The sequence below is a fragment of the Kitasatospora sp. NPDC059599 genome (genome assembly GCF_042735125.1).
Taxonomy (GTDB): domain Bacteria; phylum Actinomycetota; class Actinomycetes; order Streptomycetales; family Streptomycetaceae; genus Kitasatospora.
Genome location: NZ_JBHWCL010000115.1, coordinates 1 through 22,210, shown reverse-complemented (window position 1 = coordinate 22,210; position 22,210 = coordinate 1). Strand labels below are relative to the sequence as shown.

Sequence of the window (22,210 nt, the reverse complement as noted above, 5' to 3'; positions counted from 1 at the left end):
CCGGCGGCGGGTGGCGGGCCGTGGTCCGCGCGCCGGGGTCAGTCGTACGGGACGACCGCGACCGGGCAGTGGACGTGGTGGATCGCGGCGTGCGCGACCGGGCCGAGGTGGTGGTGCAGGCGCGGCATCCGGTGGTGGCGGCGACCCACGACGAGCAGCCGGGCCGTCGCCGCCGCCTCCACGAGTTCGACCGCGGGCTTGCCCCGGACCAGGTCGGCGGTCACGGCCACCTCGGGGTGCCGGGCCCGCCACGACTCCAGGGCCTCGGCGAGGTCGGCCCGCTCGCCGGCGGACACCTCGCCCTCCAGCCCGCCGATGGCGCCGTAGGACATGTGCTCGCTGCCCGCGGGCGGGGCCCACACGTGCACGACGCGCAGCGGGGCCGAGCGGAGCGCGGCGGCCTCGAAGGCGAAGGCCAGCACGGGTTCGGCCGGGCGCGCCAGGTCGAGCCCGACCGTCACCGCGCCGTCGGTCTCCGCACCGCCCGCCCGGACGAGCACCACCGGGCGGGCGGCCCGGCGCAGCACCTCCTGGCTCACCGAGCCGACCAGGAAACCGCGGACGGTGCTCAGCCCGCGTGAGCCGAGCACGAGCACGGCGGCGCTCTGCGCGGCGGCCTCCAGCGCCTCGGCGGGTTCGGCGGACACAGACGAGGAGGAGACCGTCACCCCGGGCACCAGCTCGCGCAACGCGGCCTCACGGACGGCGAGTTCGGAGCGGACGTGCTGGTAGCTCTGGTCGCTGCCGACCACGTCCCGCTTCGGCCAGGGCCAGGCCTGGAGGACGTCGAGCGGCAGGCCGCGGCGGCGCGCCTCACGGGCGGCCCACTCGGTGGCGGTCACGCTCTCGGGCGAGCCGTCGAAGCCGACGACCACGGATCCGGTCATGGCGTTCTCCTCGGTTCCGCGCTGGATCGGGGCGGCCCGGCCGCCTCGGGTGCGGTCCCCGGCCCGGCGGCCCCGGGTGCGGCCCAGTATCGGCAGTGCGCGCGGTCGGCGCCTCCCGGGGCGTGCCGCCGGGTGCCGGGCCCGGCACCCGGGGCGCGGCCCGTTCCGGTCCCGTACCCGCTGACCACGGGAAACACCCCGCGGGGGACTGGATATCCTGATCACATGAGCGACAACCTTCCCCCGTGCCCGCAGTGCGCCGGTGAGTACACCTATGAGATGGACTCCCTCATGGTCTGCCCGGAGTGCGGCCACGAGTGGGCGCCCGCCGAGGCCGGTGAGGGCGCCTCCGTCGGGGCCGGCGAGCGGGTGGTCAAGGACGCGGTCGGCAACGTGCTGAGCGACGGCGACACCGTGACCGTCGTCAAGGCCCTCAAGGTCAAGGGCAGCGCCTCCGGCATCAAGGCCGGCACCAAGGTCCGCAACATCCGCCTGGTGGACGGCGTCGACGGGCACGACATCGACTGCCGCATCGAGGGCTTCGGAGCCATGCAGCTCAAGTCGAGCGTGGTCAAGAAGGCCTGACCCGCCGCGCCCCGCGCACGCGCCCGCCCGTCCTCCCGAGGACCGGGGGACGGGCGGGCGCGGATGCGTGCGTCAGACGCGGATCCGGCGGAACACGACCACCAGGACGACGGCGGTGAGCGTCAGCAGGATCCCGGTCTCCACGAGCTGGATCGGCACCAGGTCGCCGGCCGGGTGGTACCGGAGCCAGACGGCGGTGGCCCCGTCGCACGGGGAGGACCGGCAGGCGTCCTCGGCGACGCGGCTGCCGTCGGACAGGACGGCGCCGCGCTCGATCAGCCACGCGTTCATGGGCTGCCCGATGAACGGCTGCCCGGCGCCCAGCGGGACGACCTGGTCCACGATCGGGTGGAAGTACGGGCGGCCCCAGACCACCAGGCCGTGGACGCCCGCGACCAGCGCGCCGGTGGCGAACATCGCGGGCAGCGTCCGGCGCAGCAGCCGCCCGACGAGGACGCCCAGGGCCAGCGCGAACAGCGACCAGGCGACCGGCATGACCCCGATGGCCGGGTAGGTGAAGAACTGGAACGGCGGGTCGAACGAGGCCGGTCCGTGCACGATGTCCGTCCACCACACCCAGCTCATCAGTGCGGCGATGACGCCGCTGACGGCCAGGACGGCGACGGCGGGCACCGCGAGGCGGACGGCCAGCCAGCGCGCCGGGCTGACGGACTGTGCGCGGATCAGCCGGATCGTGCCGCGCTCGTACTCCTGGGCCAGCAGGGGAGCGCCGATGAAGACGCCGACCAGCAGCGGGAGCACGGTGACGGCGGGCTGGAGGACGGAGACGTACGCGAAGTCCGGCCGGTCGATCGGCGAGAGCAGGTGCCAGCAGTGGGTGTCGGACCACGTCTCGGGGCTGTAGCAGCCGGTGCGCCGCAGGACGTCCACGGTGTGGCGGCAGACGGCGTGAATCCAGACCAGGTCGGCCGCGACCACCACCGCGACCGCGGCCAGGATCCAGAGCAGCGCGCGGTTCTGACGGATCGTCAACCAGAGCAGGCCGCGCAGCCCGGGGGCGGCGGGGCGCGGGCTGACGCCGGCGGTGGTGCGGTCGGGCAGGACGTCGGTGCTCATGCGGCGGCCTCGTCGTTCCGGTGTTCGTCGGTTGCCGGGGTGCCGCCCGGACGCGGGTCGGCCGGTCCGGCCGGTGCGCGGAGGTAGCCGAGCAGGAGGTCCTCCAGGTTCGGCCGCTCGCTCTCCCACGGGCCGCCCAGCGGCTCGCCGGTGCGCACCAGCGCGGTGGCCCGGCGTCCGCCGACCCGCTGCTCCACCACCAGGTCGGGCGGGAGCCCGGTGGCTCCGGCGGGACCGGTGAGCAGCTGGTGCCCGTCCAGGACCTCGTCCAGCTCGCCGGCCAGCCGGATCCCCCCGCGCTGGACGAGCAGCAGGTGGTCGATGACGCCGTCCAGCTCGGGGAGGATGTGCGAGGAGATCACGATGGTGGTGCCGCGTTCGGCGGCGACCGACATCAGGGTGCCCATGAGCTGGTTCCGGGCGAGCGGGTCGAGGTCGGCCATCGGCTCGTCGAGCAGCAGCAGGTCGGGGAGCTTGGCGAGGGCGAGTGCCAGGCAGACCCTGGTCCGCTGGCCGCCGGAGAGTGAGCCGACTCGCGCCTTGGGCCGCAACTCACCCTGGTCGACGATGCGTTGGGCCGCCTCCTGGTCCCACACCGGATTGAGCTCGCGGCCCATCCGCAGGGTCTCGGTGACGGTGAGGCCGGGGTAGAGCGGCTTGTCCTGGGCGACGTACGCGACCCGGCTGCGCTGCTCCGGCGTGCCGGCCGATTCACCGAAGACGCGCAACTCGCCCTCGGTGGGTGACAGTTGGCGGGCGGCGAGGGCGAGCAGGGTACTCTTGCCCGCGCCGTTCGGGCCCACCACGCCGCAGATCCGGCCGGCCGGGATGGCGAACTCGCAGTCGCGCAGGGCCCAGCCGCCCCGGTACCGCCTGCCGAGGCCGGCGGCCTCCAGCGCAGGCGTCATGGTTGTCGGGTCTTCCACCCGGTCCCCCCACAGTTCTCAGTTCGGTGATTCCGGGGAGACCCCGGTGTCGAAGCGCTGCTCCAGGACGGAGGCCGTCAGCGCGGCGATGTCCTCGCGTTCGAGCCCGGCTTCCCGGGCCCGGTCCACCCAGCCGACCAGCTCCGCGCGCAGCGGACCGTCGGCGGCCGCCTCCGGCCGGGCGAGCGAGCGCCGGACGAAGGTGCCGAGCCCCGGCCGGGGCTCGACCAGGCCCTCGCGTTCGAGTTCGCGGTAGGCCTTCAGGACGGTGTTGGGATTGATGGCGGTCAGCTCCACCACCTCGCGAGCGGTCGGCAGCTTGTCCCCGGGCTGCAGCAGTCCGAGCCGCAGGGCCTGTTTGGTCTGCTGCACGATCTGCTGGTAGGTGGAGACGCCGCTGCGCCGCTCGATGCGGTACTCGATCACCGGCGTTCCGGCCTTTCACTAGTTCAATAGTGGAATAGTGGACCACTGCGGCGCGGGGGTCAAGCCGGACCGGGGGAGGGGCGGGAGGAACGGCGCGGTCAGGGGTGCCTGAGCAGGAGCAGACCGTCCCGGTCGACCAGCCGCCGGTAGCCGTGGCCCTGGTACACCGTCAGCATGCGGGCGGTGTCGGCGACCGCGCACGGGGCCTGGACACTGGGATCGCGCAGGTCGACGACCACCCACTCCGGGCCCGGCCGGACCGGCTCCCGGCACACCAGGGTGACCTCGGCCCGGCTGGTGAGCTGGGCCGCCAGCCGGTTGGAGGCGGCCACCGTGGCGTCGTCCGGTATCAGACGGAGCATCGCCCTGATCTCGGTGAGGCGGGGCGAGGTGCTCCAGGCCTCGGGCATCACCACCTCGTGCAGCGGGTAGAGCGGCAGCGTCACGGCCGTCACCAGGGCGCTGACGAGGAGGGCGCGTCGGGCCGGCCGGGGGAGCGGGGGCCGGGTGGCCGCGCCGGCGGTGGTGACGGCGGTGGTGGTGGCGGCCGCGGTGGTGGCGGGCGGAGATCCGGGTGCGGGGCGGGAGCGGCGCACGGCGTCGACCAGGGCAGCGGCCGCGATCGGCATCAGCACCGCGCTGTAGTGGTAACTGACGCCCCAGTAGTGCGGGTTGGCCGAGCACAGCCGCCAGGCCAGGGTGGGCACACAGAGCAGGAACAGCGGCGAGCGCAGGCCGAGGAAGCCGGCGGTGGCGGCGAGCAGGAACAGCAGCAGCCACTTGACCGGCGGGCCGCCGAGCCGCAGCGGCAGGGCCCAGAGCGAGGACTGTCCGCCGCCGTCGAGCTGCTGCCAGTAGTCGAAGCCCCCGGTCGGGTTGAACGACGGCAGCACCACGAGCACGGTCAGTGCGGTCGCGGCGACGCCGACGGCGGCGAGGGTGAGCCCGGGCAGCGGGGTGCGTCGGTCCTGCCGGGCCTGCCGGGTGATCAGCAGGCCGACGGCGGCGACCGTGAGCCCGAGGTCCTCCTTGACCAGCAGCAGCGGCAGCGACCAGAGCGCGGCGGCGAGCGGTCGGCGCCGGCCGAGCGCGGTGGCGGCGAAGGCGAGCAACGGGACGGCGAAGGCGATCTCGTGGAAGTCGTCCGCCGCGGCCCGGACGATCCCCCAGGAGGCCCCGGTGGTGCAGCCGACGATCAGCGCCACCCGCGGCCCGGCCACCTCGTGGGCCCAGCGGGTGAGCGGGACGACGGCCAGCGCCATCAGGAGGGCCTGGGCGACCACCAGGGTGAGCGGGGTCGGGAAGACCCGGTAGGCGGGGGCGAGCGTGGCGATCAGCGGGTGGAAGTGGTCCCCGAGCAGGTGGTAGCCGGGGCCCTTGAGCGGCACGATCGGCGCCCGGAGGTGCGCGTACGCTCGGACGGCCTGCTCGAAGATGCCCAGGTCGTAGGCCTTGGTGAGGCCGCGGCGGTGCCGGTTGGCGGCGACGCAGACGTAGAGCGCGGCGAAGCCCGCCGCCAGGCCCCAGGCCAGGGCTGCGGGGTGGCGCGGGAGCCGGGCGGAGCGGCGGAGCGGGGCCGAGGGCGGCAGGGAGCGGGGCGGGCTGTCCGGGGAGAGGGCCGTGGGCATGCGTAAAGAACCCTTTCACTATTTGATTAGTGGAAGGGTGGTGGAAGCTCGATCGGACGTCAAGCCCGGTTTCGGGCGGCCGCCAGGAGTGTGCGTCAGGTGTGCGTCACTGTCTTGACTGGTGACGCAGGCGCCTGCCATCATTTCATCACCACCTCAGCCGGTGACGAGAAAGGTGTCCCGGTCCCGGCCAGACGGTGGACGGATACCTTTCGACCCGGATGGGGAACACACCATGGCAGTCAGCTACACCGCCGTCGTCGACGTCGACGGAGAGGGCCGCAACGGCGGCCGGGTCCACTCCTCCGACGGCCTGCTGGAGACCGGACTCGCCCTCCCGAAGGAACTGGGCGGCGCCGGGACCGCGACCAACCCCGAGCAACTCCTCGCCGCCGGCTGGGCCGCGTGCTTCCTCGGCGCCCTGCGCCGCGCCGCCTCGCTCCGCAAGGTCCGGCTGACCAGCACCACCATCACCGCCGAGATCACGCTCACCCACGGCGACGACGACGAGTTCTCGCTCTCCGCGGTCCTCACCCCCGTGCTCGGCGGCGTGGACCAGGCCACCGCCGAGGAACTCGCCCGCGACGCCCACCGGATCTGCCCCTACTCCAAGGCCACCCGCGGCAACATCCCCGTCACCATCGACGCCCGCGCCGCGGCCTGACCCCCTGACGGCGGGCCCCGCGCAGACCCCCGCTGCGCGGGGCCCGCTCCTTTCGTACCTGCACCACCTGCACTGCCGGCACCGCTCGCACCACCCGCACCGCAGACCGAAGGACGAGGGCAGGAGATGACCACCATGACGCACACGTATCCACCCGGCTCCGGAGAGGGGCCGTGGCCGGACGGCTCACACGTGTGGAACTGGGTGGAGACCGTTCTGCTGTGGGGGTACGGCCCCGGGGCGTGGTTCTTCGTGTGACGGGCAGTGCGCGACGGCGGTTCCGGTGGCACCGCCGGGCCGGTGGGTCAGCCGGCGGCGCCCGGCTCCACGAGGGTGTACAGGACGGAGCGGTCCTGCTTGTGGCGCCGGATGCGGCCCTTGGCGACGAGGGATTCCAGGGTGTTCCGCACCACCTGGGGCGTCGGATTGCGCTTCGGGTGCTTCGTCATGAGCTCCTCCCGCAGGTCCTTCGCGGTGCAGGGCTCGTCGTGGTCGTCCAGCAGGTCCGCCAGGAGGTCACCGAGCAGGGGCCGGCGCGAGCTCTCCGTCGCGCCGGCCTTCGCCGTGTGGGCCGCCGGCCGCGGCCTCCCGCCGACGGGCTCGTCCTGGGTCTGCTCGGGCAGGCGTGACGGGTCGGAGAAACCCTCGTACCGCTCGGCGAGCGAGAGGATGTCGACCAGGAGGGCCTCCTCCTGCTTCAGCACCCTGAGTTCTTCGTCCAGCTCCTGCTGCCGCCGGTGGTTCTTCTCCAGGTCCGACGCGACTTGTTCCACGTACCGGGACCGGAGCGTGGAGGCTGGCTGGCGGGTCACGGCCGCTCACTCCCTCAAGATGGATGGTGTTGCATGGTACCCATGTCGAGGGGGCGGGCGCGGTCGGGACGGAACATGTCGACTGCGGTCAGTGCACACCCATGGCGGGCGAGGACTTCTTCCGGGCCCGGTAGGCGGCGGCCTTGATCTTGTTGCCGCAGGAGTCCATGCCGCACCACTGGCGCCGCATGCCCCGGGACCGGTCGATGTAGATCCGGGTGCACTCCGGGTTGCCGCACTCCTTCATCAACGGGACGTCCGGACCGCTGAGGAGTTCGACGGCGTGCCGCGCGACGGTGGCCAGGGCCTGCTCGGGCGTCGCCTCGTTGTGCCGGCCGGCCACCGTGAGCTGCGGCGTCACCGGGGCCTTGCGCGCGGCGCCGTTGAGCACGGCGAGCGCCTCGCGGTCGAACTCCTCCTCGTGGAGGCGGTTGGTGACGAGCCGGTAGACGGCCTCGCGCACGGTCTTCGCCGCCCGGACGTCCTCCTCGTCGCCGGGCGTGATGGTGTCCACGAGTCCGCAGTCCAGGTACCAGGCGTTCAGCCGCTCGGGCGTCACGAACATCTCGAACCGGGTCGAGCGCCGCGCGCGGAGCGTCGCCGCGAAGTCGAGGGCCGGGTGCCCGCACACGAAGACATGGTCAAGGTTCACAGTCACCATCCTGACAGGTGACTGTAAGGGGCGCAAGAACCCGCTACGGCCCCGAGGGTGCGGACGAGGTCGTGGGCGAGCAGGGGAGCGGGCCGGGGCACGGTGATCATCGGGTGGTGAGCGGTGGTGGGCGGTGGTGGGCCCGCCGGGCACGGAGCCTCGGGCGCGGGCCGTGTCGCGCACCGGCGGGTCACACCCCGGGGGCCCCGGTCTCCCGCAGCTCCCCGTCGGCCAGTCGCAGCCAGCGGTTCACCCCGATCTCGGTGAGGAACCGCTCGTCGTGGCTGACCACCAGGAAGGCGCCCTGGTAGGAGTCGAGCGCGCTCTCCAACTGGCCCGCGCTGACCAGGTCGAGGTTGTTGGTCGGTTCGTCGAGCAGCAGCAGGTGCGGGGCCGGTTCGGCGCACAGGACGCAGGCCAGGGTGGCGCGCAGCCGCTCGCCGCCGGAGAGCACCCGGACGGGCAGGTGCGCCCGGGTGCCGCGGAACAGGAAGCGGGCGAGCAGGTTCATCCGCTCCGTCTCGGGCCGCTCCGGCGCGAAGGCGGCGAAGTTCTCCGCCACGGTGCGGTCCGGGTCCAGCAGGTCGAGCCGCTGCGAGAGGTAGGCGATCCGGCCGTCGTTGCGGGTGATCCGTCCGTCGTCCGGCGTGAGGTCACCGGTGATCAGCCGCAACAGGGTGGACTTGCCCGCGCCGTTGGGCCCGGTGAGCGCGATGCGCTCGGGACCGCGGACGTTGAGGTCGACGCCGTCCCTGGCGAACACGGCCCGGCCGGCGTGGCGGACCTGCAGCCCCTCGCCGAGGAAGAGGTTGCGCCCGGCGGGTACCCGGGTGTCGGGCAGCTCCAGGGAGAGGCGCAGTTCCTCGCGCAGGGCGCGGCCGGCCTCGTCGAGCCGGGCCTTGGCCTCGCTGACCCGGGCGGAGTGCATCTGACCGGCCCGGCCCGCCGACTCCTGCGCGCCGCGCTTCATGTTTCCCGCGAAGATGCGGGGCAGGCCGGCGTTCTTGAGGTTGCGGGCGGCGTTGCTCGCCCGGCGGTCGGCGCGTTCGCGGGCCTGCTGCAGTTCGCGCTTCTCCCGCTTCAGCTCCTGCTCGGCGTTGCGGACGTTCTTCTCGGCGACCTCCTGCTCGGCCCGCACCGCCTCCTCGTACTCGCTGAAGGTGCCGCCGTAGAAGCGCAGTTCGCCGCCGTCGAGTTCGAGGATGCCCTGCATGCGGTCGAGCAGCGCGCGGTCGTGGCTGACCAGCAGCAGGCAGCCGTTGAAGTCCGACAGCACGTCGTAGAGCTTGTGCCGGGCCGCCAGGTCGAGGTTGTTGGTCGGTTCGTCGAGCAGCAGCACGTCGGGCCGCTTCAGGAGCCGGGCGGCGAGGCCGAGGGAGATCACCTGGCCGCCGCTGAGGGTGCTCAGCCTGCGGTCGAGGGTGAGGTGGCCCAGGCCGAGGCGGTCGAGCTGGGCGCGGGTGCGTTCCTCGATGTCCCAGTCGTCGCCGATGGTGGTGAAGTGCCGTTCGTCGACGTCGCCGGACTCGACGGCGTCGATGGCCTTGACGACCTCGGCGATGTCGAGCACCTCGGCGACGGTGAGGTCCCCGGTCAGGGGGAGGCTCTGGCGGAGGTGGCCCAGTGTGCCGCCGACCGTCACGGAGCCGGTGGTGGGCGTGAGTTCGCCGGCGATCAGCTTGAGCAGGGTGCTCTTGCCGGAGCCGTTGGGGGCGACCAGGCCGGTCCGGCCCGGGGGCACGGTGAAGGACAGGTCGTGGAAGACCGGGGTGTCGTCCGGCCAGGCGAAGGAGAGGTTCGAGCAGACGATGGTGGCGTCGGACATGGAGGTGACCTCAAGGGGGACTGAGGGCAGGACTGAGAGCTCTGCCCTGGGCAGACACGGGGAAAAGGGGTACGACGAAGCCGACCACTTCGGCTGCGGCACTCCTGGAGCACCGGCCGGTGGCCGTCAGGTCCGGGTCTCACCCGGAGATGTCGTCGTCACCCGCCATGTCTGCCACTCCTCGATCACACGAACATCAGGTCACATGCAGCGTAGCAGGTGTTCGTTGCCGGTCGGGATCGATGCCACCGGCCCTTCCCGATCGGCTCGTTGACAGCACTGGTGGGCCGTGTCAGCATCGTCACCAGTTGAACCGGTGACGACATGTCGACGGTTCGGAGCAGTTCATACGTGTGTACGTTTTCGCGACCGCGGCCGCCGCCGGTGACACCGGCCCCGCGGTGCGGCCGCCACCCCGAAGGAGCGCACAGACCATGGCGGGAAGACCGGAACGGCGGGCCGAGGGCGCGCCGGTGGGGCGGCGGGCGGTGCTCGGAATGCTCGGCGCGGGCGCCGCCGGGCTCGCCGCGGCGCCGTACCTCCAGCGCGGCTGGGAGCGGTTCCTGGCCGCGGCCTCCGAACACGACGCGACCGGGCTGACCGGACTGCTGCCCGACCCGGGCGGCTTCCGGTACTACAGCGTCGTCGGCTCCGTGCCCGAGAAGGACGGGACCAGCTACCGGCTGCGGGTCGACGGGCTGGTGGAGCGGCCCGCGACGTACACGCTCGGAGACCTGCGGGCGCTGCCGCAGACCCGGGTCGTCCACGACGTGCTCTGCACGGACGGGTGGCGGGTGGACAGGACGCCCTTCCAGGGGGTGAAGCTCGCGGACCTCCTCGACGCCGCCGGCGTGCGGTCCCCGGGCGCGGCGGTCCGGTTCACCTGCTTCGACGGCGAGTACACCGAGAGCCTCACCCTGGAACAGGCCCGCCGCTCGGACGTCCTGGTGGCCCTGGACATGCAGGACGCGCCCATCACCCACGCCCACGGCGGGCCGGTCCGGCTCTACGTGGCGCCCATGTACTTCTACAAGTCGGCCAAGTGGCTGTCCGGCATCTCGGTCACCGACACGGTCGTCCCCGGCTACTGGGAGGAGCGCGGCTATGCGGTCGACGGCTGGCTCGACGACGCGGACCGGCAGGGCGACGCGACCTGACCGGGCCGACCGGGTCCGCCGCTTCGGCCTCGCCGAGCGCCTGGTCCACCGGGCCACCGGCGGGCTGATGCTCGCCTGCCTGGCCTCCGCCGCGTGCCTCTACTTCGGGCCGCTGGCCCGGGCCGTCGGCCGGCGTTACCTGATGGTCACGGTCCACGAGTGGTCCGGCATCCTGCTGCCGCTGCCCTTCCTGTTCGGCCTCCTCTCCGCCGGGTTCCGCGCGGACCTGCGCCGGCTCAACCGCTTCGCGCCGTACGACCGGGAGTGGCTGCGAGCCGCCCGCAGGCGCCGGACGGACCCTGCGGCGCGACCGGCCGGGAAGTTCAACGCGGGCCAGAAGCTGTACGCGGGCTGGATCGCCGGAGCCGTCCTGGTGATGGCGTTCACCGGACTGCTGATGTGGCGCACGGGGTTGCTGCCGTGGGTCTCCCGGACCAGCGCGATCTTCGTTCACGACCTGCTGGCCTGGGCGATCGGCGTCGTGCTGGTCGGGCACCTGCGCAAGGCGTACCAGGACCCCGAGTCGAGGCGCGGGATGCGCACCGGGTACGTCAGCCGGGCCTGGGCCGAGCGGTACCACTCGCGGTGGCTGCCCCGGGACCGCTCCGGCGACTGACCGTCGCCGACGGTGTGTCACCGAGCTCTTTCGTCACCGGTCTGGCCGGTGATATGTTTTCGACCAACCCCCGATGCCCGCGTGCCGCGCACACATGTTCCGCGTGGCCGGGCTCACACCCACATTTCTGGACGGGATACCCATGAAGCGATTCCTGATCGTGCTCGCGACCGGCGCGGCCCTGGCCGCGGCGAACCTGCCGATGGCCGGGGCGGCACAGGGCGGCGCCCCGGAGTCCACGACCTTCTCCTGCGCGCCCGTGTCCGTCCGGGCCCCGGCCGGCACTCGCGTGGAGTCCGTGACGGCGCTCCGCCAGGAGGGCGGCACCATCAACGGGACCGGCGTCGTGGGCGGCACGGTCACCGGCGTCCCCGCTTACTGCGAGGTCACCGTCACGATCACCCACCCGGGCGACGACGACCACGCCAAGGTGCGCACCTGGCTGCCCCTGACCGGCTGGAACGGCCGCTTCCAGGCACTCGGCGGCAGCGCCTACGCAGCCGGGGACAACGGCGTCGGACTGGGCACGGCGGTCCGGAACGGGTACGCGGCGACCACCACCGACGCCGGGCTCGGCGACGCGATCGACGTCTCCTGGGCACTGAACGCCGAAGGCAAGGTCGACACCGCGCTACTGGAGAACCTCGCCTCCCGCTCCCAGCACGAGGCGGCGCTCGTCGGCAAACAGGTCGTCGCCGCGGCCTACGGCCGGCGCGCCGCGTACTCCTACTTCAACGGGTGCTCCACCGGCGGACGCCAGGGCTACATGGAGGCCCAGCGCTACCCCGACGACTTCGACGGCATCCTCGCCGACGCGCCCGCCGTCAACTGGGACGAGTTCGAGGTCGCCACCCTGTGGCCGCAGGTGGTCATGAACAACGAGAAGACCTACCCGTCGGCCTGCGAGTTCAAGGCCTTCACCGACGCCGCCGTGAAGGCGTGCGACCCGCTCGACGGCGCCAGGGACGGGCTGGTCAACGACGCGGCGCGGTGCGACTTCGACCCGCGCCGGCTGATCGGCACCACGGTGGTGTGCGACGGCCGGGAGTTGACCATCACGGCGGCCGACGCGGCCGTGGTGCGCAAGATCTGGGACGGCCCGCGCACCGCCTCCGGCCGGAAGCTGTGGGCCGGCGTCCCGGTCGGAGCCGACCTGTCGGCGCTGGCCGGTGTCGCCCCCGCCGGGAACGGCACCGTCAAGGGCGCGCCGTTCCCGGTCCCGCAGTACTGGGTTGCCAGTTGGCTGAAGAAGCAGCCGTCGTTCGACGTCTCGACGATCACCTACGACCAGTTCTCCCGGCTGTTCGACCAGTCCAGGGCCGAGTACGACCGGATCATCGGCACGGACGACCCGGACCTGTCGGCCTTCCGCGACTCCGGCGGCAAGCTCCTGACCTGGCACGGTCAGGCCGACCAGTACATCCCCACCCAGGGCACCGTCGACTACCGCAAGCAGGTCGAGCGGACAATGGGCGGCAGCAAGCGGGTCGACGACTTCTACCGCCTTTTCCTCGTCCCGGGCGCGGGCCACTGCGGCCTCAACAAGGGGATCGGCACCATCGACGACCTCGCGGCGCTCACCGCCTGGGTCGAGCAGGGCAAGGCCCCGAAGTCGCTGCCCGCGACCCTGGTCGACGCCTCCGGCCGGAACGTCAGCCGCGAGGTGTGCGCCTACCCCGCGGTCTCCCGCTACTCGGGCCACGGGGACCCGGCCACCGCTGCCGGCTTCCGCTGCGTCCTGCCCTCCCGGCACTGACCTTCCTCCTGGTACCGGATCCCCCCGGTACCACCCCGGCCCGCGCCCTCCCGGCGCGGGCCGGGGCCTTCTGCTTTCCCGGCCGCCGGAGTGGTGTGGATCCGGTCCTCGCTCCCGGCACGGCCGGACGGGTCCGGTCGAACGGTCCGCCGGGTCCGCCGGGTCCGCCGGGTCGGCCGGGTCGGCCGGGTCCGCCGGGACGTGGGACGGCTTGGGACGGCGGTGTCCACGGGGCGGGGCGGTCCGCTCCCAGGGAGGGCGGTCGGTGGTCAGGGGCGGGTCACGGCGGTGGTGGTCGACGCCCTGTCCGGGGCCGAGGACGGGGTCCGGGGCCGGGGGCCGGGAATCGGAAGACGCCCACGCCGGCGGTCCGGTGCGGGCGGTGCCGGTGCGCGTCCACCGGGCGTGGTCCACCCGGGCCGCGGCCCCTGCGGGCACACGAACGCCGGACGGACGTGCGAACACCGGATGGGCGTGCGAACGCCGGAGGGGCATGCGCACCACGCGCATGCCCCTCCGGCGTCGGGGGAACTCAGTTGTCGCTGTTGAAGATCGTGAGGACCTGCAGGACCTCCAGGTAGATCCACACCAGTGTGGTGGTGAGTCCGAAGGCGGCGAGCCACGCGTCCTCGCGGGGCGCGCCCTCGGCCAGGGCGTTCTCGACCTGGCGGAAGTCCAGGGCGAGGAAGCCCGCTCCGAGGAGGACCCCGATCGCGCCGAAGAGCAGGCCGAGACCGCCGCTGTGGAAGCCGAGGCCGTGGCCCGCACCGAAGGCGGTGAAGAGGGCGTCGGCGAGGAGCAGCAGGAGGAAGCCGGTCGCGGCGGCGATGAGGAACCCGGTGAACCGGTCGGTGACGCGGATCCAGCGCATCCGGTAGGCGACCAGCACGCCCGCCGCCACGGTGAAGGTGCCGAGGACCGTCTGGACGACCACCCCCGGGGCGAGGTACGTCGAGGTCGCGCTGGAGACGACGCCGAGGAAGACGCCCTCGAACGCCGCGTACCCGAGGATCAGGGCCGGGGACGGCAGCCGCCGGACGGACTGGAGCATCGCCAGGGCGAAGGCGAGGACGGCGGCGCCGAGGGCGATCCCGTACGAGCGGCCGAGGTTCGCCCCGTCGACGGGCAGGAAGAGCCAGGAGAGCGCCGCGGTCAGCGCCGCGGTGCCGAGCGTCGCCGCGGTGCGCAGGACGACGTCGTCCAGGGTCATCGTGGTCGGAGCCGGCGGCGCGTCGCTGACGGGTGCGGCGAGCGTGACGGGGGTGACGGTGAGGGGGGTGACGGTGAGGGTGGCGGGCCCGTCCGCCGGCGGGCCTGCGGTCGTCGCGCCGACCGGTCGATGCACCGGGGTGTCGGCTGCGGTGCCGGTGGGGGCGACGGCGCGGGCGGCGCCCCAGCGGGAGAGGACCGGATTGGTGCTCTTCATGTCATTCCTCCTCGTCCGCCGCGCGGGCGGCTTGCGGTGGAGCGTCGCGATGGGACATCCGGGGGCACACGTGTGAGGACACACCGGCTCGCGCGGGCTGGCGGCAACTCCATTCGTCACCACTCTGGCAGGTGACGCGAGTTCGGGCAAGCCGCTGCGGCGGACGGGCACGGCCGCGTTCACTCGGACGGTGCTCCCGGGCGGTCGAGCAGCCCGCTCAGGAAGCCGTCCCAGTCGATGCCGGCCAGCTCGGCCTCGGCCGGGGTGATCCGGTAGGTGGCGTCCAGCCAGGCCGCCAGTCGCTCCGTCGGCAGCTCGAACAGGGCCTCCAGCTCCGGGGTTTCGAAGAGCAGCCAGGAGGACGGTCGGTCGTCGTGCTGGGCCGGCCACATCCGCACGTCGCCGCAGCCGCTCATGGTGGTCAGCCCGCAGTGCAGCAGCTCGCGGCCGAACCGCCAGGTCAGGCCCGGTCCGCGGTCCGCGAGGAACTCGACGGTGATCACCGCCGGCGTGTCCGGGTCGAACCGGAACTCCGCCCGGACGGGCAGCCGGGTGAACTCGTCGAGCATCTGGTCGATGTCCAGGGACAGCGGCGGCGGGAGCTGGGGCGTCGAGCGTGCCCGCAGGGGCGGTTGGTCGCGGTACATGGCAGGCGGTCCCCTCCGAGGTGCGAACTGGGCGGCTCCCACTCTTCGGCAGGGGCGGCTTTCGCACATCGGTCACTTGACGGTCGAGGGCGGTGCGCGGACGGGCGCTTCGGCGGGGGTGGAGCGGTGCTCCGGAGCGCCCGCGGCCCGCCGTACGGACCGTCATCTGACTGTCGTCCGTGCGGCCGTCGGTCGCCCACCGTCGGCGGCTCGCAGTGCCCCCGTCGGCCCGTGCTTCGCGGCGCCCCTGCGAGACGGCGAGGGGGCACGGCGAAGGGGCCGACAGCGTGCGCTGTCGGCCCCTCTTCGGTCTGCCGGCTGTCCGCGGCGGGCCCGTCGAACGGGGCTGCGGGGTGGTTCACCCGGCCTGCAGCGGCCCCGCGAAGGACTTGCGGAGGGAGGGCGGTGCGGCGACGGGCAGGAGGGCGGCGAGCATCTTGCCCTTGAGCGTGGTGGGCTCCCGCGTCAGTTCGACGTCGACCCGGGTGCCGCCCGCCACCGGGGTCATCCGGAACACCCAACCGCCGCCGGCTCCGAAGAGCTTGGAGTCGAGGGTGGTGATGGTGACGGTGTCGCCGCCCGGCTTCCACTCGTAGCGGGCGCGCTCCCAGGCGGCGGCGGTGCCCTCGGTGACCTCGGCCCAGGTGTCGCCGAGGTCGTGGACCTCGAAGTGCTTGGCGTCGATCGTGGGCCAGGCCTCGGCGCGGGAGGAGCTGAAGTCGGTCAGCACCGCCAGGACGTCCTCCGGGGCGAGCGTGGAGACGAGATGGAACCGTACGACTGCCATGATGGGCTTCCTCACCGAAGAGTTACTGTCCTGACCGGTGACGCCAGGGTTCCATGCCGATCCGTCACCAGTCAAGGCGGTGATGCTGATCGGGTGTCACTCATGACCGGTCCGGAAGGAAACGGAAACGAAAACGAAAACGGAGGCGGGGTGGGGCGGGGTGGGTGGCGGCTACCGGGCGTCGAGCAGGCCGGTGGTGATGACTTCCCAGTCGACGTCGGCGAGTTCGCGTCCCGCCGGGACCAGCTCGTAGGTGTGCGCCAGCCACTGCGCCAGCGGCGCGACGGGCAGTTCGAACAGGGCGGCGGTGTCCGCGGAGAGCAGCCGGAGCCAGGCCGTCGCCCGGCCCGCCCGGTCGGTCCGGTCCGACGGCCGGACCTGGACGTCACCGAGCCCGCTGCGCGCGGACAGCCCCCGTCGGAGCAGGTCCCGCCCGATGCGCCACCGGACGCACGGGCCGCCGTCGACGCGCAGTTCCACGGACACCACCAGCGGGTGCTCCGGGTCGTACCGGAACCCGGCCCGGACCGCCTGCCGGGCGGACACGTCCAGGACGCGCTCGACGTCCAGGGCGAGGTCCGGCACGCGGGCCGTCCTCCGGCTCGGCCGGGCACCCGGCTGGTGGCCGCTCATGACGGGGTGGATCCTTCCCTGGGGTGGAGGTCGGCCCACCCGCTCTCGTCGTCCCGGCGTCGCCGTCGACGGGGAGGTCGACCGTCGATCTTGAGTCATTCGACTGTCGTCCGGGACGGGCGCCCGGGCGATCCTGGTGGTCACGCGTCCCGCCCGTCGGGCAGCGTGCCCAGGGCGTCGCGCAGGGCGGCCCGGGAGGTGATGCCCAGTTTGGGGAACACGCGGTAGAGGTGGGAGCTGACCGTGCGCGGTGACAGGTGCATCCGGGCGCCGATCTCCTTGTTGGTCAGGCCGCCGGCGGCGAGGTCCGCGATCCGGCGCTCCTGCCAGGTCAGGGCCGCCAGGTCGGTCGGCGCGGTGAGCGGGGAGACGCCGGCGGCGCGCAGCTCGGCCCGGGCCCGCTCGGCCCAGGGGGCCGCGCCGAGCCGCTCGAACGCCTCCGCGGCGAGCGTCAGGGCCGGCCGGGCGGCCTTCCGCCCCCGGGCGTGGCGCAGGTGGACGCCGTGGGCGAGACGGATGCGGGCGAGCTCGAACGGGAAGCCGGCGGCGGCCGGGTGGCCCTCGGCGCGGCGGTACGTCTCGGCGGCCTCGGCCTGGTCGGTGGCGGTCATGGCGAGGGCGCCGTGGGTCAGGACGGCGAGTCGGGGCGAGACGTCGGGCAGGCCGGCCTCCAGGGCGGCGAGCGCGTGCCGCCGGGCCTGTTCGGAGCGGCCGGTGTGCACGGCGGCCTCGACCAGGTCGAGGAGGGTGCGGGAGGCCTGGTGGGCGTAGGGCGTGAAGGAGCCGGGTGCGGTGATGCCGATGGCGTGCAGGTAGGCGGCCTCGTAGTCGCCCTCGGCGAGGGCGGCGGTGGTGCCGATCGCGTCGGCGATCTGGGTGAGGAAGCCGACACCGCGGGGGCGGGCCCAGGCGTCGACGGCGGCCTGCAGCTCCCGCGCGCGGTCCGCCCGACCGCGCAGCGCGGCCAGCAGGCCGAGGTAGGCGCGGGTGTGGTGGGCGAACAGGGCGTGCCGGTGCGCCGTCGCCAGTTCCAGGCCGCGCTCGCCGGTCCGCTCGGCCTCGTCCCACTCACCGACGGCCATCTGGTCGAGCATGATCAGGTGCAGCATGGTCATGCCGGACACCATGGCGCCGGTCTCCACCTCACGGTCGACGGTGCGCTGCAGGTGCGGCCGGTACTGGCCGAGGGTGTCCACGTGGTACGCGGCGACGGACAGCCGGCTGACGTCCCACGGTTCGAGCCCGCCGAGGCCGGCGAACTCCCGCTCCACCCGCGCCCGCACCCCGGCCCCGCGCCGGACCACGTCTCCCCACGCGTCCTGGTAGATGCGGGAGCCGGCGGAGACCAACCCGCCCAGCGGGTCGAGGAGTTCGTGCGCCTGCTCCCACGCCGTCCGGTCACCGGCGTACTGGTTGATCGCCAGCAGCAGGTTGACCAGCCGGGTGAGCACCTCGCTCGGCTCCCGCGCCCCGGCGTCGCGGATGCCCTCGATCGCCGCCGTGACCCGGCGCCGCGAGGACCGCACGTCCCCGTCCTCGTACAGGGCGACGTAGGCCGCCGCGACCACCGAGGCCGGCGACTCGCCCGTCCCGGGCGCGCCGTCCGAGCGGACGAGCTGCTGCGCCCGGTCCAGCAGTCCGGCGTGACCGGCGATGAACGCCGCGTCGCCCAGCCGCCGGGAGCGCTCGTGGTGACCCTCGCTCAGCTCCGCCGCCCGGGTCAGCCAGGCCACGGCGGCGACCGCGCCGCCGCGCCGGGTCGCGGAGTCGGCGGCGGCCTCCAGGACGGCCGCGATCCGCTCGTCCGGGTCGACCGTGGACGCCGCCAGGTGCAGGGCGCGCCGTTCCACGTCCTCGTGGTGCACCCGCGCGAGGACGGCGTGCGCCGCGCGCCGCTCGTTGGGGGTCGACAGCTGGACGACCGTGGAGCGCACCAGCGGGTGCCGGAAGACGAGGTCGCCGCTGAACGGGTCGACGTCCAGCAGGCCGCCGTCCGCCGCCTCGGCGGCGTCCGTCATCCGGTAGCGGGCCCGCGGGGAGCGGCCCGGCCCCGTCCCGGCGCCGACGCCGTCCAGGGCGCCGCGCAGCAGTTCGGCGCGCACGGCGCCGCCGAGGGCCTCGATCCGGGCGCCGTACACCTGCTGCAGGCGCCGGGGCAGCGGGACGCCGGTGTACCCGAACGGCTCGCCGCGCCCGCCCGCCGTCCGGCCGCTGCGCAGCACGTGGGGCGGCAGTTCGAGCAGGGCCAGCGGGTTGCCCTGGGCCTCGTCCAGGACCAGTCGGCGGACCCGGGGGTCCAGGCCGGGGTGGTGCAGGTCCAGCAGCTGCCCGGAGGCGCGCTCCGACAGCGTGGTCACCGGCAGCTCGGGCAGCGCGGCGGTGTCGAAGCCGGACGGTACGTCGGCGCGCAGGCCGACGACCAGCTTCACCGAACTGCCGGTGAGCCGGCGGCCGACGAACCCGCACACCTCGGTGCTCGGGGCGTCCAGCCACTGGCCGTCGTCGAGGACGAGCAGGAGGGGCCGTCGCGAAGCCGCGAGGGAGAGCAGGTCGAGTACGGCGATGCCGAGGGTCATCACGGAGGGCGGCGGCCCCTCGCCGCGGCCGAACACCACGTCGAGGACCGCCCGGTGGCCGTCGTCCAGCCGGTCGATGTCCGAGAGCAGCGGGTGCAGGAACTGGTGCAGGCCGGCGAACGGCAGCTCCCATTCGGCCTCGACCCCGGCCGCCCTGATCACCCGGTGCTGTCCGCCGTGGTGCCCGGGGTGCTCCCGGCCGTGCTCCGGGTCCTGCCGCGGGTGCTGCCCGCTGCCCGCGGCGAGGTCGGCGGCGTGGTCCAGCAGGGTGCTCTTCCCCACCCCGGTGTCACCGCGCAGGACCAGGGCCCGGCCCCCGGGGGCCGCCACGAACCCGGACAGCACCTCCCGCTCGTGCTCGCGGCCGACCATGGTCCGGTCGATCGATTCCAACGTCCCCCACATCCTTCGCGTCGCGGTGACTGGCACCCGCCGGCGCGTCCTCGTCCCTGTCCTGCGTGTGGTCTGCCGAGCGGTGGTGTCGCCACACGTGTGTGCCGCCCTGACGCAAGAGACTAGATGTCCCGCAGGTGTTCCGTCACCTGGTCCAGGCCACCGTGTTCGTGTCGCGCGGCCGGTGCCGGGCGTTCGGGACGGGGCACATGTGTGCACGGCCGCGCCCGGTACCGCCGGTGGGGCCAGTACCGAGCGGTGGGGCGGGGCGGTGGGGCCGTGCGTGTGGGCCGGGGTGCCGGGCGGGTCGGGCCGGGAGGTCAGCGGGCGGTGGCGCGGGCGGCCTGCTCGATGACGTCCGCGACGAGGCGGGGGCGGGAGACCGCGACGGAGTGCGAGGCGGCCACCTCGGTGGTGTGGGCGTGGGCGCGCTCGGCCATGGAGCGCTGCGCGGCGGCCGGGATGTTGAGGTCGCGGGTGGTGACGACGGCCCAGCTGGGCTTGGTCTGCCAGGCGGCGCTGGTGGCCTTCTCCTCCAGGGCGGCCTTGGCGATCGGGCGCTGTTCGGCGGCCATCAGCGCGGCCTGGCCGGCGGGGACGTCGGCGGCGAACTGGTGGCGGTACTTGTCCTGCCGGATGTACAGGTCGGTGGCGGAGCTGCCGTCACTCTGTTGGTAGGTGACGGGGTCGAGCGCGTCGGGGAGGGTGGAGCCCGGGTACTCGGTGGTGAGTTCCAGGGCGGACTCGCCGGGGGCGGGCAGGAAGGCGGCCACGTAGACGAGGGCCTTGACGTCGGGGTCGTCGGTGGCGGCCTCGCTGATGACGTTGCCGCCGTACGAGTGTCCGGCGAGGACGATCGGGCCCTTGATGTGGTCGAGGACCGTGCGCAGTGCGGCGGCGTCGGAGGCGGGGCCGCGCAGCGGGTTGGCGGCGGCGACCACGGGGTAGCCGTCGGCGCGCAGTTCGGCGATGACGGCGTTCCAGCTGGAGCCGTCGGCGAAGGCGCCGTGCTCCAGGACGATGGTGGGCCTGGCGCGGCCGCCGAAGCCGTCGGCCGCGGCGGCTCCGCCTGCGCCGTCGGCGGAGCCCGGTAGGGCGAACGCGCAGAGCGCCAGCCCCGCCGTGAGTGCGGAGACCGCGCCCGTCACCGGTCGCCTGCGTCCACCCTTGATGCTCACCACGACGTACCCCTCTCGGACGGTGCGGCGGTGGCGGGGTCGGCTGTACCGACTCCGTCACCGCTCTGACTGGTGATGAGTGTTCCGCAGCGCGTCGTCACCTGTCAAGGTGGTGACGAATGGCGCGGTCTAGCCGCGCCGCAGCAGGGCGTCGACCCGTGCGGCCACGGACAGCAGGTCCCGGTCGGCCGTCCGGCGCCCGACCAGCTGGAGGCCGACGGGCGGAGAGGCGGTGACCGGCAGGGGCACCGTCACCGAGGGCTGACCCGCGGTGGCCGCCGGGGAGGTGTTGCGGATCAGGGTGAAGAACGTGGGCACGTCCTGCCCGTTCAGGGGCAGCGAGTCCTCGAAACGGCGCAGCGGCCGGGCGCAGACCGGGACGGTGGGGCTCAGGACCGCGTCCAGGCCGTCGGCCGCGAACAGGTCGTCGTAGGTGGCCTGCAGCACCCGCCGCTGCGCGAGCGCCCCCTGCAGCGCGGCGGGCCCCGGATACCCCGGGCCGGTGGGCAGGGCGGTGGCCTTCAGCATCTCCGCGACGACCGGGTCGCCGACCGCGTCGAGGAGCTCGGCCGGCGTGAGCCCGGTGCCGTGCTCGTCGAGGTAGCCGCCGAGGGCGGCCGCGAACTCGCCGAAGACGAGCGGGAACCCGATCCGGGAGTCGTGCTCCGCCAGGTGCGCCGTGTCCACCGGGACCCAGGCGGCGCCCTCCGTGGTGAGCCGGTCGACGGCCGCCTCCCAGGCGGCCCGGACCGGGCCCTCCAGGTCCTCGGTGAACACGTGCCTCGGCAGGCCCAGCCGGAGCGGCCGGTCCGGGGTCCGCGGGCCCGCGCTCTCCCCGGTGACCAGGGTGTCCAGCGTCAGGAGGCGGCCCAGGGTGCTCGCCATCGGCCCGGGGGTGTCCCGGGTGGGGCACAGCGGGGTGACGCCCGCCGAGGGGTAGCGCCCGGCGCTGGGGCGCAGCCCGTAGATCCCGTTGAGGGCGGCCGGGATGGTGACGGAGCCGCCGGTGTCGGTGCCGAGGCCGGCCTCCGCGACGCCCGCCGCGACCGCCGCGGCCGTCCCGCCGCTGCTGCCGCCCGCGAACAGGGCCGGGTCGGTGCCGTTGCCGACGGGGCCGAAGGTGTGGTTGCACGAGGTGGCTCCCAGGGCCAGTTCGTGCATGTTCGTCTTGCCGAGGACGATCGCCCCCGCTGCACGCAGGGCCCGGACCACGGGCGCGTCGGCCCGGGGAGTGAAGTCCTTGAGCGCGGGGGTGCCGGCGGTGTTGGGCAGGCCGGTGACGTGGACGTTGTCCTTGACCACGAGCCCCCAGCCGGCCGCCCCCCGGGCGTCGTGACGGTCCGCCTCGGCGAGCGCCCCCTCGGCGTCGAGCGTGATGAAGGCGTTGAGGTGGGCGGTCGCGGCGGCCCGGTCGAGCGCGGCCGACACCGCGGCCCGCACGGGGCCCCGGCCGGTCGGGTCCTGAGTGGTCATGACGTCGTCTCCTCGGTGGTGCTGTCGGTGGACGGGTCCGCCGGGGGGGCCGGGGGGGGGGGGGGGGGGCCGGGCGGGGGCCCCCC

General features: G+C 74.0%; 21 protein-coding genes. 6 read left to right on the top strand and 15 right to left on the bottom strand.

The annotated features are described in order from the left end of the window. Positions 1-38: 38 nt before the first annotated feature. Entirely contained in the window at positions 39-887 is an 849-nt protein-coding gene (locus ACFV04_RS31350) for a universal stress protein (protein WP_380534126.1), read from the bottom strand. Between the two features lie 225 nt (positions 888-1,112). Between ACFV04_RS31350 and ACFV04_RS31345 the strand changes: the two genes are divergently transcribed. After that, on the top strand, positions 1,113-1,472 hold the full coding sequence (locus ACFV04_RS31345; RefSeq protein WP_380534124.1) for a zinc ribbon domain-containing protein YjdM: 360 nt from the start codon (positions 1,113-1,115) through the stop codon (positions 1,470-1,472). A gap of 72 nt (positions 1,473-1,544) precedes the next feature. Here the strand turns inward: ACFV04_RS31345 and ACFV04_RS31340 are convergent, their stop codons facing one another. The 4 genes from ACFV04_RS31340 to ACFV04_RS31325 form a co-directional block, all read right to left on the bottom strand. Further along, entirely contained in the window at positions 1,545-2,549 is a 1,005-nt protein-coding gene (locus tag ACFV04_RS31340) for a hypothetical protein (RefSeq protein ID WP_380534122.1), read from the bottom strand. Next, the gene (locus ACFV04_RS31335) at positions 2,546-3,457 is read right to left on the bottom strand and encodes an ATP-binding cassette domain-containing protein (protein WP_380534120.1); all 912 of its coding nucleotides are present in this window, start codon (positions 3,455-3,457) and stop codon (positions 2,546-2,548) included. Before ACFV04_RS31335 ends, ACFV04_RS31340 begins: the two co-directional genes overlap by 4 nt. Positions 3,458-3,493: 36 nt before the next feature. Next, positions 3,494-3,901, bottom strand: coding sequence for a GntR family transcriptional regulator (locus tag ACFV04_RS31330; RefSeq protein WP_360259070.1), 408 nt, complete (start codon positions 3,899-3,901; stop codon positions 3,494-3,496). A 98-nt stretch (positions 3,902-3,999) separates the two neighbouring features. Then, on the bottom strand, positions 4,000-5,529 hold the full coding sequence (locus ACFV04_RS31325) for a DUF2079 domain-containing protein (protein ID WP_380534118.1): 1,530 nt from the start codon (positions 5,527-5,529) through the stop codon (positions 4,000-4,002). Between the two features lie 235 nt (positions 5,530-5,764). On the opposite strand from ACFV04_RS31325, the gene ACFV04_RS31320 reads away from it, so the two are divergent. Beyond that, positions 5,765-6,193 carry an Ohr family peroxiredoxin gene (locus ACFV04_RS31320; RefSeq protein WP_380534116.1) on the top strand — a complete coding sequence of 143 codons (429 nt, stop codon included), beginning with the start codon at positions 5,765-5,767 and terminating at the stop codon, positions 6,191-6,193. A 126-nt stretch (positions 6,194-6,319) separates the two neighbouring features. Continuing rightward, entirely contained in the window at positions 6,320-6,451 is a 132-nt protein-coding gene (locus ACFV04_RS31315; RefSeq protein WP_380534114.1) for a hypothetical protein, read from the top strand. A gap of 47 nt (positions 6,452-6,498) precedes the next feature. Here ACFV04_RS31315 and ACFV04_RS31310 read toward each other — a convergent pair whose 3' ends face one another. From ACFV04_RS31310 to abc-f, 3 genes are all read right to left on the bottom strand, one after another. Further along, positions 6,499-7,005, bottom strand: coding sequence for a hypothetical protein (locus ACFV04_RS31310; protein ID WP_380534113.1), 507 nt, complete (start codon positions 7,003-7,005; stop codon positions 6,499-6,501). An 88-nt stretch (positions 7,006-7,093) separates the two neighbouring features. After that, entirely contained in the window at positions 7,094-7,657 is a 564-nt protein-coding gene (locus ACFV04_RS31305) for a CGNR zinc finger domain-containing protein (protein WP_380534111.1), read from the bottom strand. 190 nt (positions 7,658-7,847) lie between these two features. Then, positions 7,848-9,482: a ribosomal protection-like ABC-F family protein gene (gene abc-f / locus ACFV04_RS31300; RefSeq protein ID WP_380534109.1), complete on the bottom strand. Its 1,635-nt coding sequence runs from the start codon at positions 9,480-9,482 to the stop codon at positions 7,848-7,850. A 434-nt stretch (positions 9,483-9,916) separates the two neighbouring features. Here abc-f and ACFV04_RS31295 point away from each other — a divergent pair, with 434 nt between their 5' ends. The 3 genes from ACFV04_RS31295 to ACFV04_RS31285 all read left to right on the top strand — a co-directional run bounded on the left by ACFV04_RS31295 (position 9,917) and on the right by ACFV04_RS31285 (position 13,011). Further along, positions 9,917-10,639, top strand: coding sequence for a molybdopterin-dependent oxidoreductase (locus ACFV04_RS31295; RefSeq protein WP_380534107.1), 723 nt, complete (start codon positions 9,917-9,919; stop codon positions 10,637-10,639). After that, the gene (locus tag ACFV04_RS31290; RefSeq protein WP_380534105.1) at positions 10,587-11,255 is read left to right on the top strand and encodes a cytochrome b/b6 domain-containing protein; all 669 of its coding nucleotides are present in this window, start codon (positions 10,587-10,589) and stop codon (positions 11,253-11,255) included. Before ACFV04_RS31295 ends, ACFV04_RS31290 begins: the two co-directional genes overlap by 53 nt. A gap of 142 nt (positions 11,256-11,397) precedes the next feature. Further along, positions 11,398-13,011, top strand: a complete 1,614-nt coding sequence (locus tag ACFV04_RS31285; protein WP_380534103.1) for a tannase/feruloyl esterase family alpha/beta hydrolase — start codon at positions 11,398-11,400, stop codon at positions 13,009-13,011. A gap of 532 nt (positions 13,012-13,543) precedes the next feature. Here the strand turns inward: ACFV04_RS31285 and ACFV04_RS31280 are convergent. From ACFV04_RS31280 to ACFV04_RS31250, 7 genes are all read right to left on the bottom strand, one after another. After that, positions 13,544-14,437, bottom strand: coding sequence for a Bax inhibitor-1/YccA family protein (locus ACFV04_RS31280; protein WP_380534101.1), 894 nt, complete (start codon positions 14,435-14,437; stop codon positions 13,544-13,546). A gap of 179 nt (positions 14,438-14,616) precedes the next feature. Then, positions 14,617-15,084, bottom strand: a complete 468-nt coding sequence (locus tag ACFV04_RS31275; protein ID WP_380534099.1) for an SsgA family sporulation/cell division regulator — start codon at positions 15,082-15,084, stop codon at positions 14,617-14,619. 358 nt (positions 15,085-15,442) lie between these two features. Beyond that, positions 15,443-15,871: a hypothetical protein gene (locus ACFV04_RS31270; RefSeq protein WP_380534097.1), complete on the bottom strand. Its 429-nt coding sequence runs from the start codon at positions 15,869-15,871 to the stop codon at positions 15,443-15,445. A gap of 171 nt (positions 15,872-16,042) precedes the next feature. Next, a complete protein-coding gene (locus tag ACFV04_RS31265; protein ID WP_380534095.1) occupies positions 16,043-16,504 on the bottom strand; it encodes an SsgA family sporulation/cell division regulator in 462 nt (153 codons plus the stop codon). A 140-nt stretch (positions 16,505-16,644) separates the two neighbouring features. After that, on the bottom strand, positions 16,645-19,452 hold the full coding sequence (locus ACFV04_RS31260; protein ID WP_380534142.1) for a LuxR C-terminal-related transcriptional regulator: 2,808 nt from the start codon (positions 19,450-19,452) through the stop codon (positions 16,645-16,647). A 341-nt stretch (positions 19,453-19,793) separates the two neighbouring features. Beyond that, complete coding sequence (locus ACFV04_RS31255) at positions 19,794-20,654, bottom strand: alpha/beta fold hydrolase (protein ID WP_380534093.1); 861 nt, start codon at positions 20,652-20,654, stop codon at positions 19,794-19,796. A 126-nt stretch (positions 20,655-20,780) separates the two neighbouring features. Then, complete coding sequence (locus ACFV04_RS31250) at positions 20,781-22,124, bottom strand: amidase family protein (RefSeq protein ID WP_380534091.1); 1,344 nt, start codon at positions 22,122-22,124, stop codon at positions 20,781-20,783. Between the last annotated feature and the right edge of the window lie 86 nt (positions 22,125-22,210).

What these genes read in the sequence shown, in the direction of transcription:
- ACFV04_RS31350 (WP_380534126.1), bottom strand. Translation starts at nt 887, where the DNA reads ATGACCGGATCCGTGGTCGTCGGCTTCGACGGCTCGCCCGAGAGCGTG.
- ACFV04_RS31345 (WP_380534124.1), top strand. Translation starts at nt 1,113, where the DNA reads ATGAGCGACAACCTTCCCCCGTGCCCGCAGTGCGCCGGTGAGTACACC.
- ACFV04_RS31340 (WP_380534122.1), bottom strand. Translation starts at nt 2,549, where the DNA reads ATGAGCACCGACGTCCTGCCCGACCGCACCACCGCCGGCGTCAGCCCG.
- ACFV04_RS31335 (WP_380534120.1), bottom strand. Translation starts at nt 3,457, where the DNA reads ATGACGCCTGCGCTGGAGGCCGCCGGCCTCGGCAGGCGGTACCGGGGC.
- ACFV04_RS31325 (WP_380534118.1), bottom strand. Translation starts at nt 5,529, where the DNA reads ATGCCCACGGCCCTCTCCCCGGACAGCCCGCCCCGCTCCCTGCCGCCC.
- ACFV04_RS31320 (WP_380534116.1), top strand. Translation starts at nt 5,765, where the DNA reads ATGGCAGTCAGCTACACCGCCGTCGTCGACGTCGACGGAGAGGGCCGC.
- ACFV04_RS31315 (WP_380534114.1), top strand. Translation starts at nt 6,320, where the DNA reads ATGACCACCATGACGCACACGTATCCACCCGGCTCCGGAGAGGGGCCG.
- abc-f (WP_380534109.1), bottom strand. Translation starts at nt 9,482, where the DNA reads ATGTCCGACGCCACCATCGTCTGCTCGAACCTCTCCTTCGCCTGGCCG.
- ACFV04_RS31295 (WP_380534107.1), top strand. Translation starts at nt 9,917, where the DNA reads ATGGCGGGAAGACCGGAACGGCGGGCCGAGGGCGCGCCGGTGGGGCGG.
- ACFV04_RS31290 (WP_380534105.1), top strand. Translation starts at nt 10,587, where the DNA reads ATGCGGTCGACGGCTGGCTCGACGACGCGGACCGGCAGGGCGACGCGA.
- ACFV04_RS31285 (WP_380534103.1), top strand. Translation starts at nt 11,398, where the DNA reads ATGAAGCGATTCCTGATCGTGCTCGCGACCGGCGCGGCCCTGGCCGCG.
- ACFV04_RS31280 (WP_380534101.1), bottom strand. Translation starts at nt 14,437, where the DNA reads ATGAAGAGCACCAATCCGGTCCTCTCCCGCTGGGGCGCCGCCCGCGCC.
- ACFV04_RS31275 (WP_380534099.1), bottom strand. Translation starts at nt 15,084, where the DNA reads ATGTACCGCGACCAACCGCCCCTGCGGGCACGCTCGACGCCCCAGCTC.
- ACFV04_RS31270 (WP_380534097.1), bottom strand. Translation starts at nt 15,871, where the DNA reads ATGGCAGTCGTACGGTTCCATCTCGTCTCCACGCTCGCCCCGGAGGAC.
- ACFV04_RS31265 (WP_380534095.1), bottom strand. Translation starts at nt 16,504, where the DNA reads ATGAGCGGCCACCAGCCGGGTGCCCGGCCGAGCCGGAGGACGGCCCGC.
- ACFV04_RS31260 (WP_380534142.1), bottom strand. Translation starts at nt 19,452, where the DNA reads ATGGTCGGCCGCGAGCACGAGCGGGAGGTGCTGTCCGGGTTCGTGGCG.
- ACFV04_RS31250 (WP_380534091.1), bottom strand. Translation starts at nt 22,124, where the DNA reads ATGACCACTCAGGACCCGACCGGCCGGGGCCCCGTGCGGGCCGCGGTG.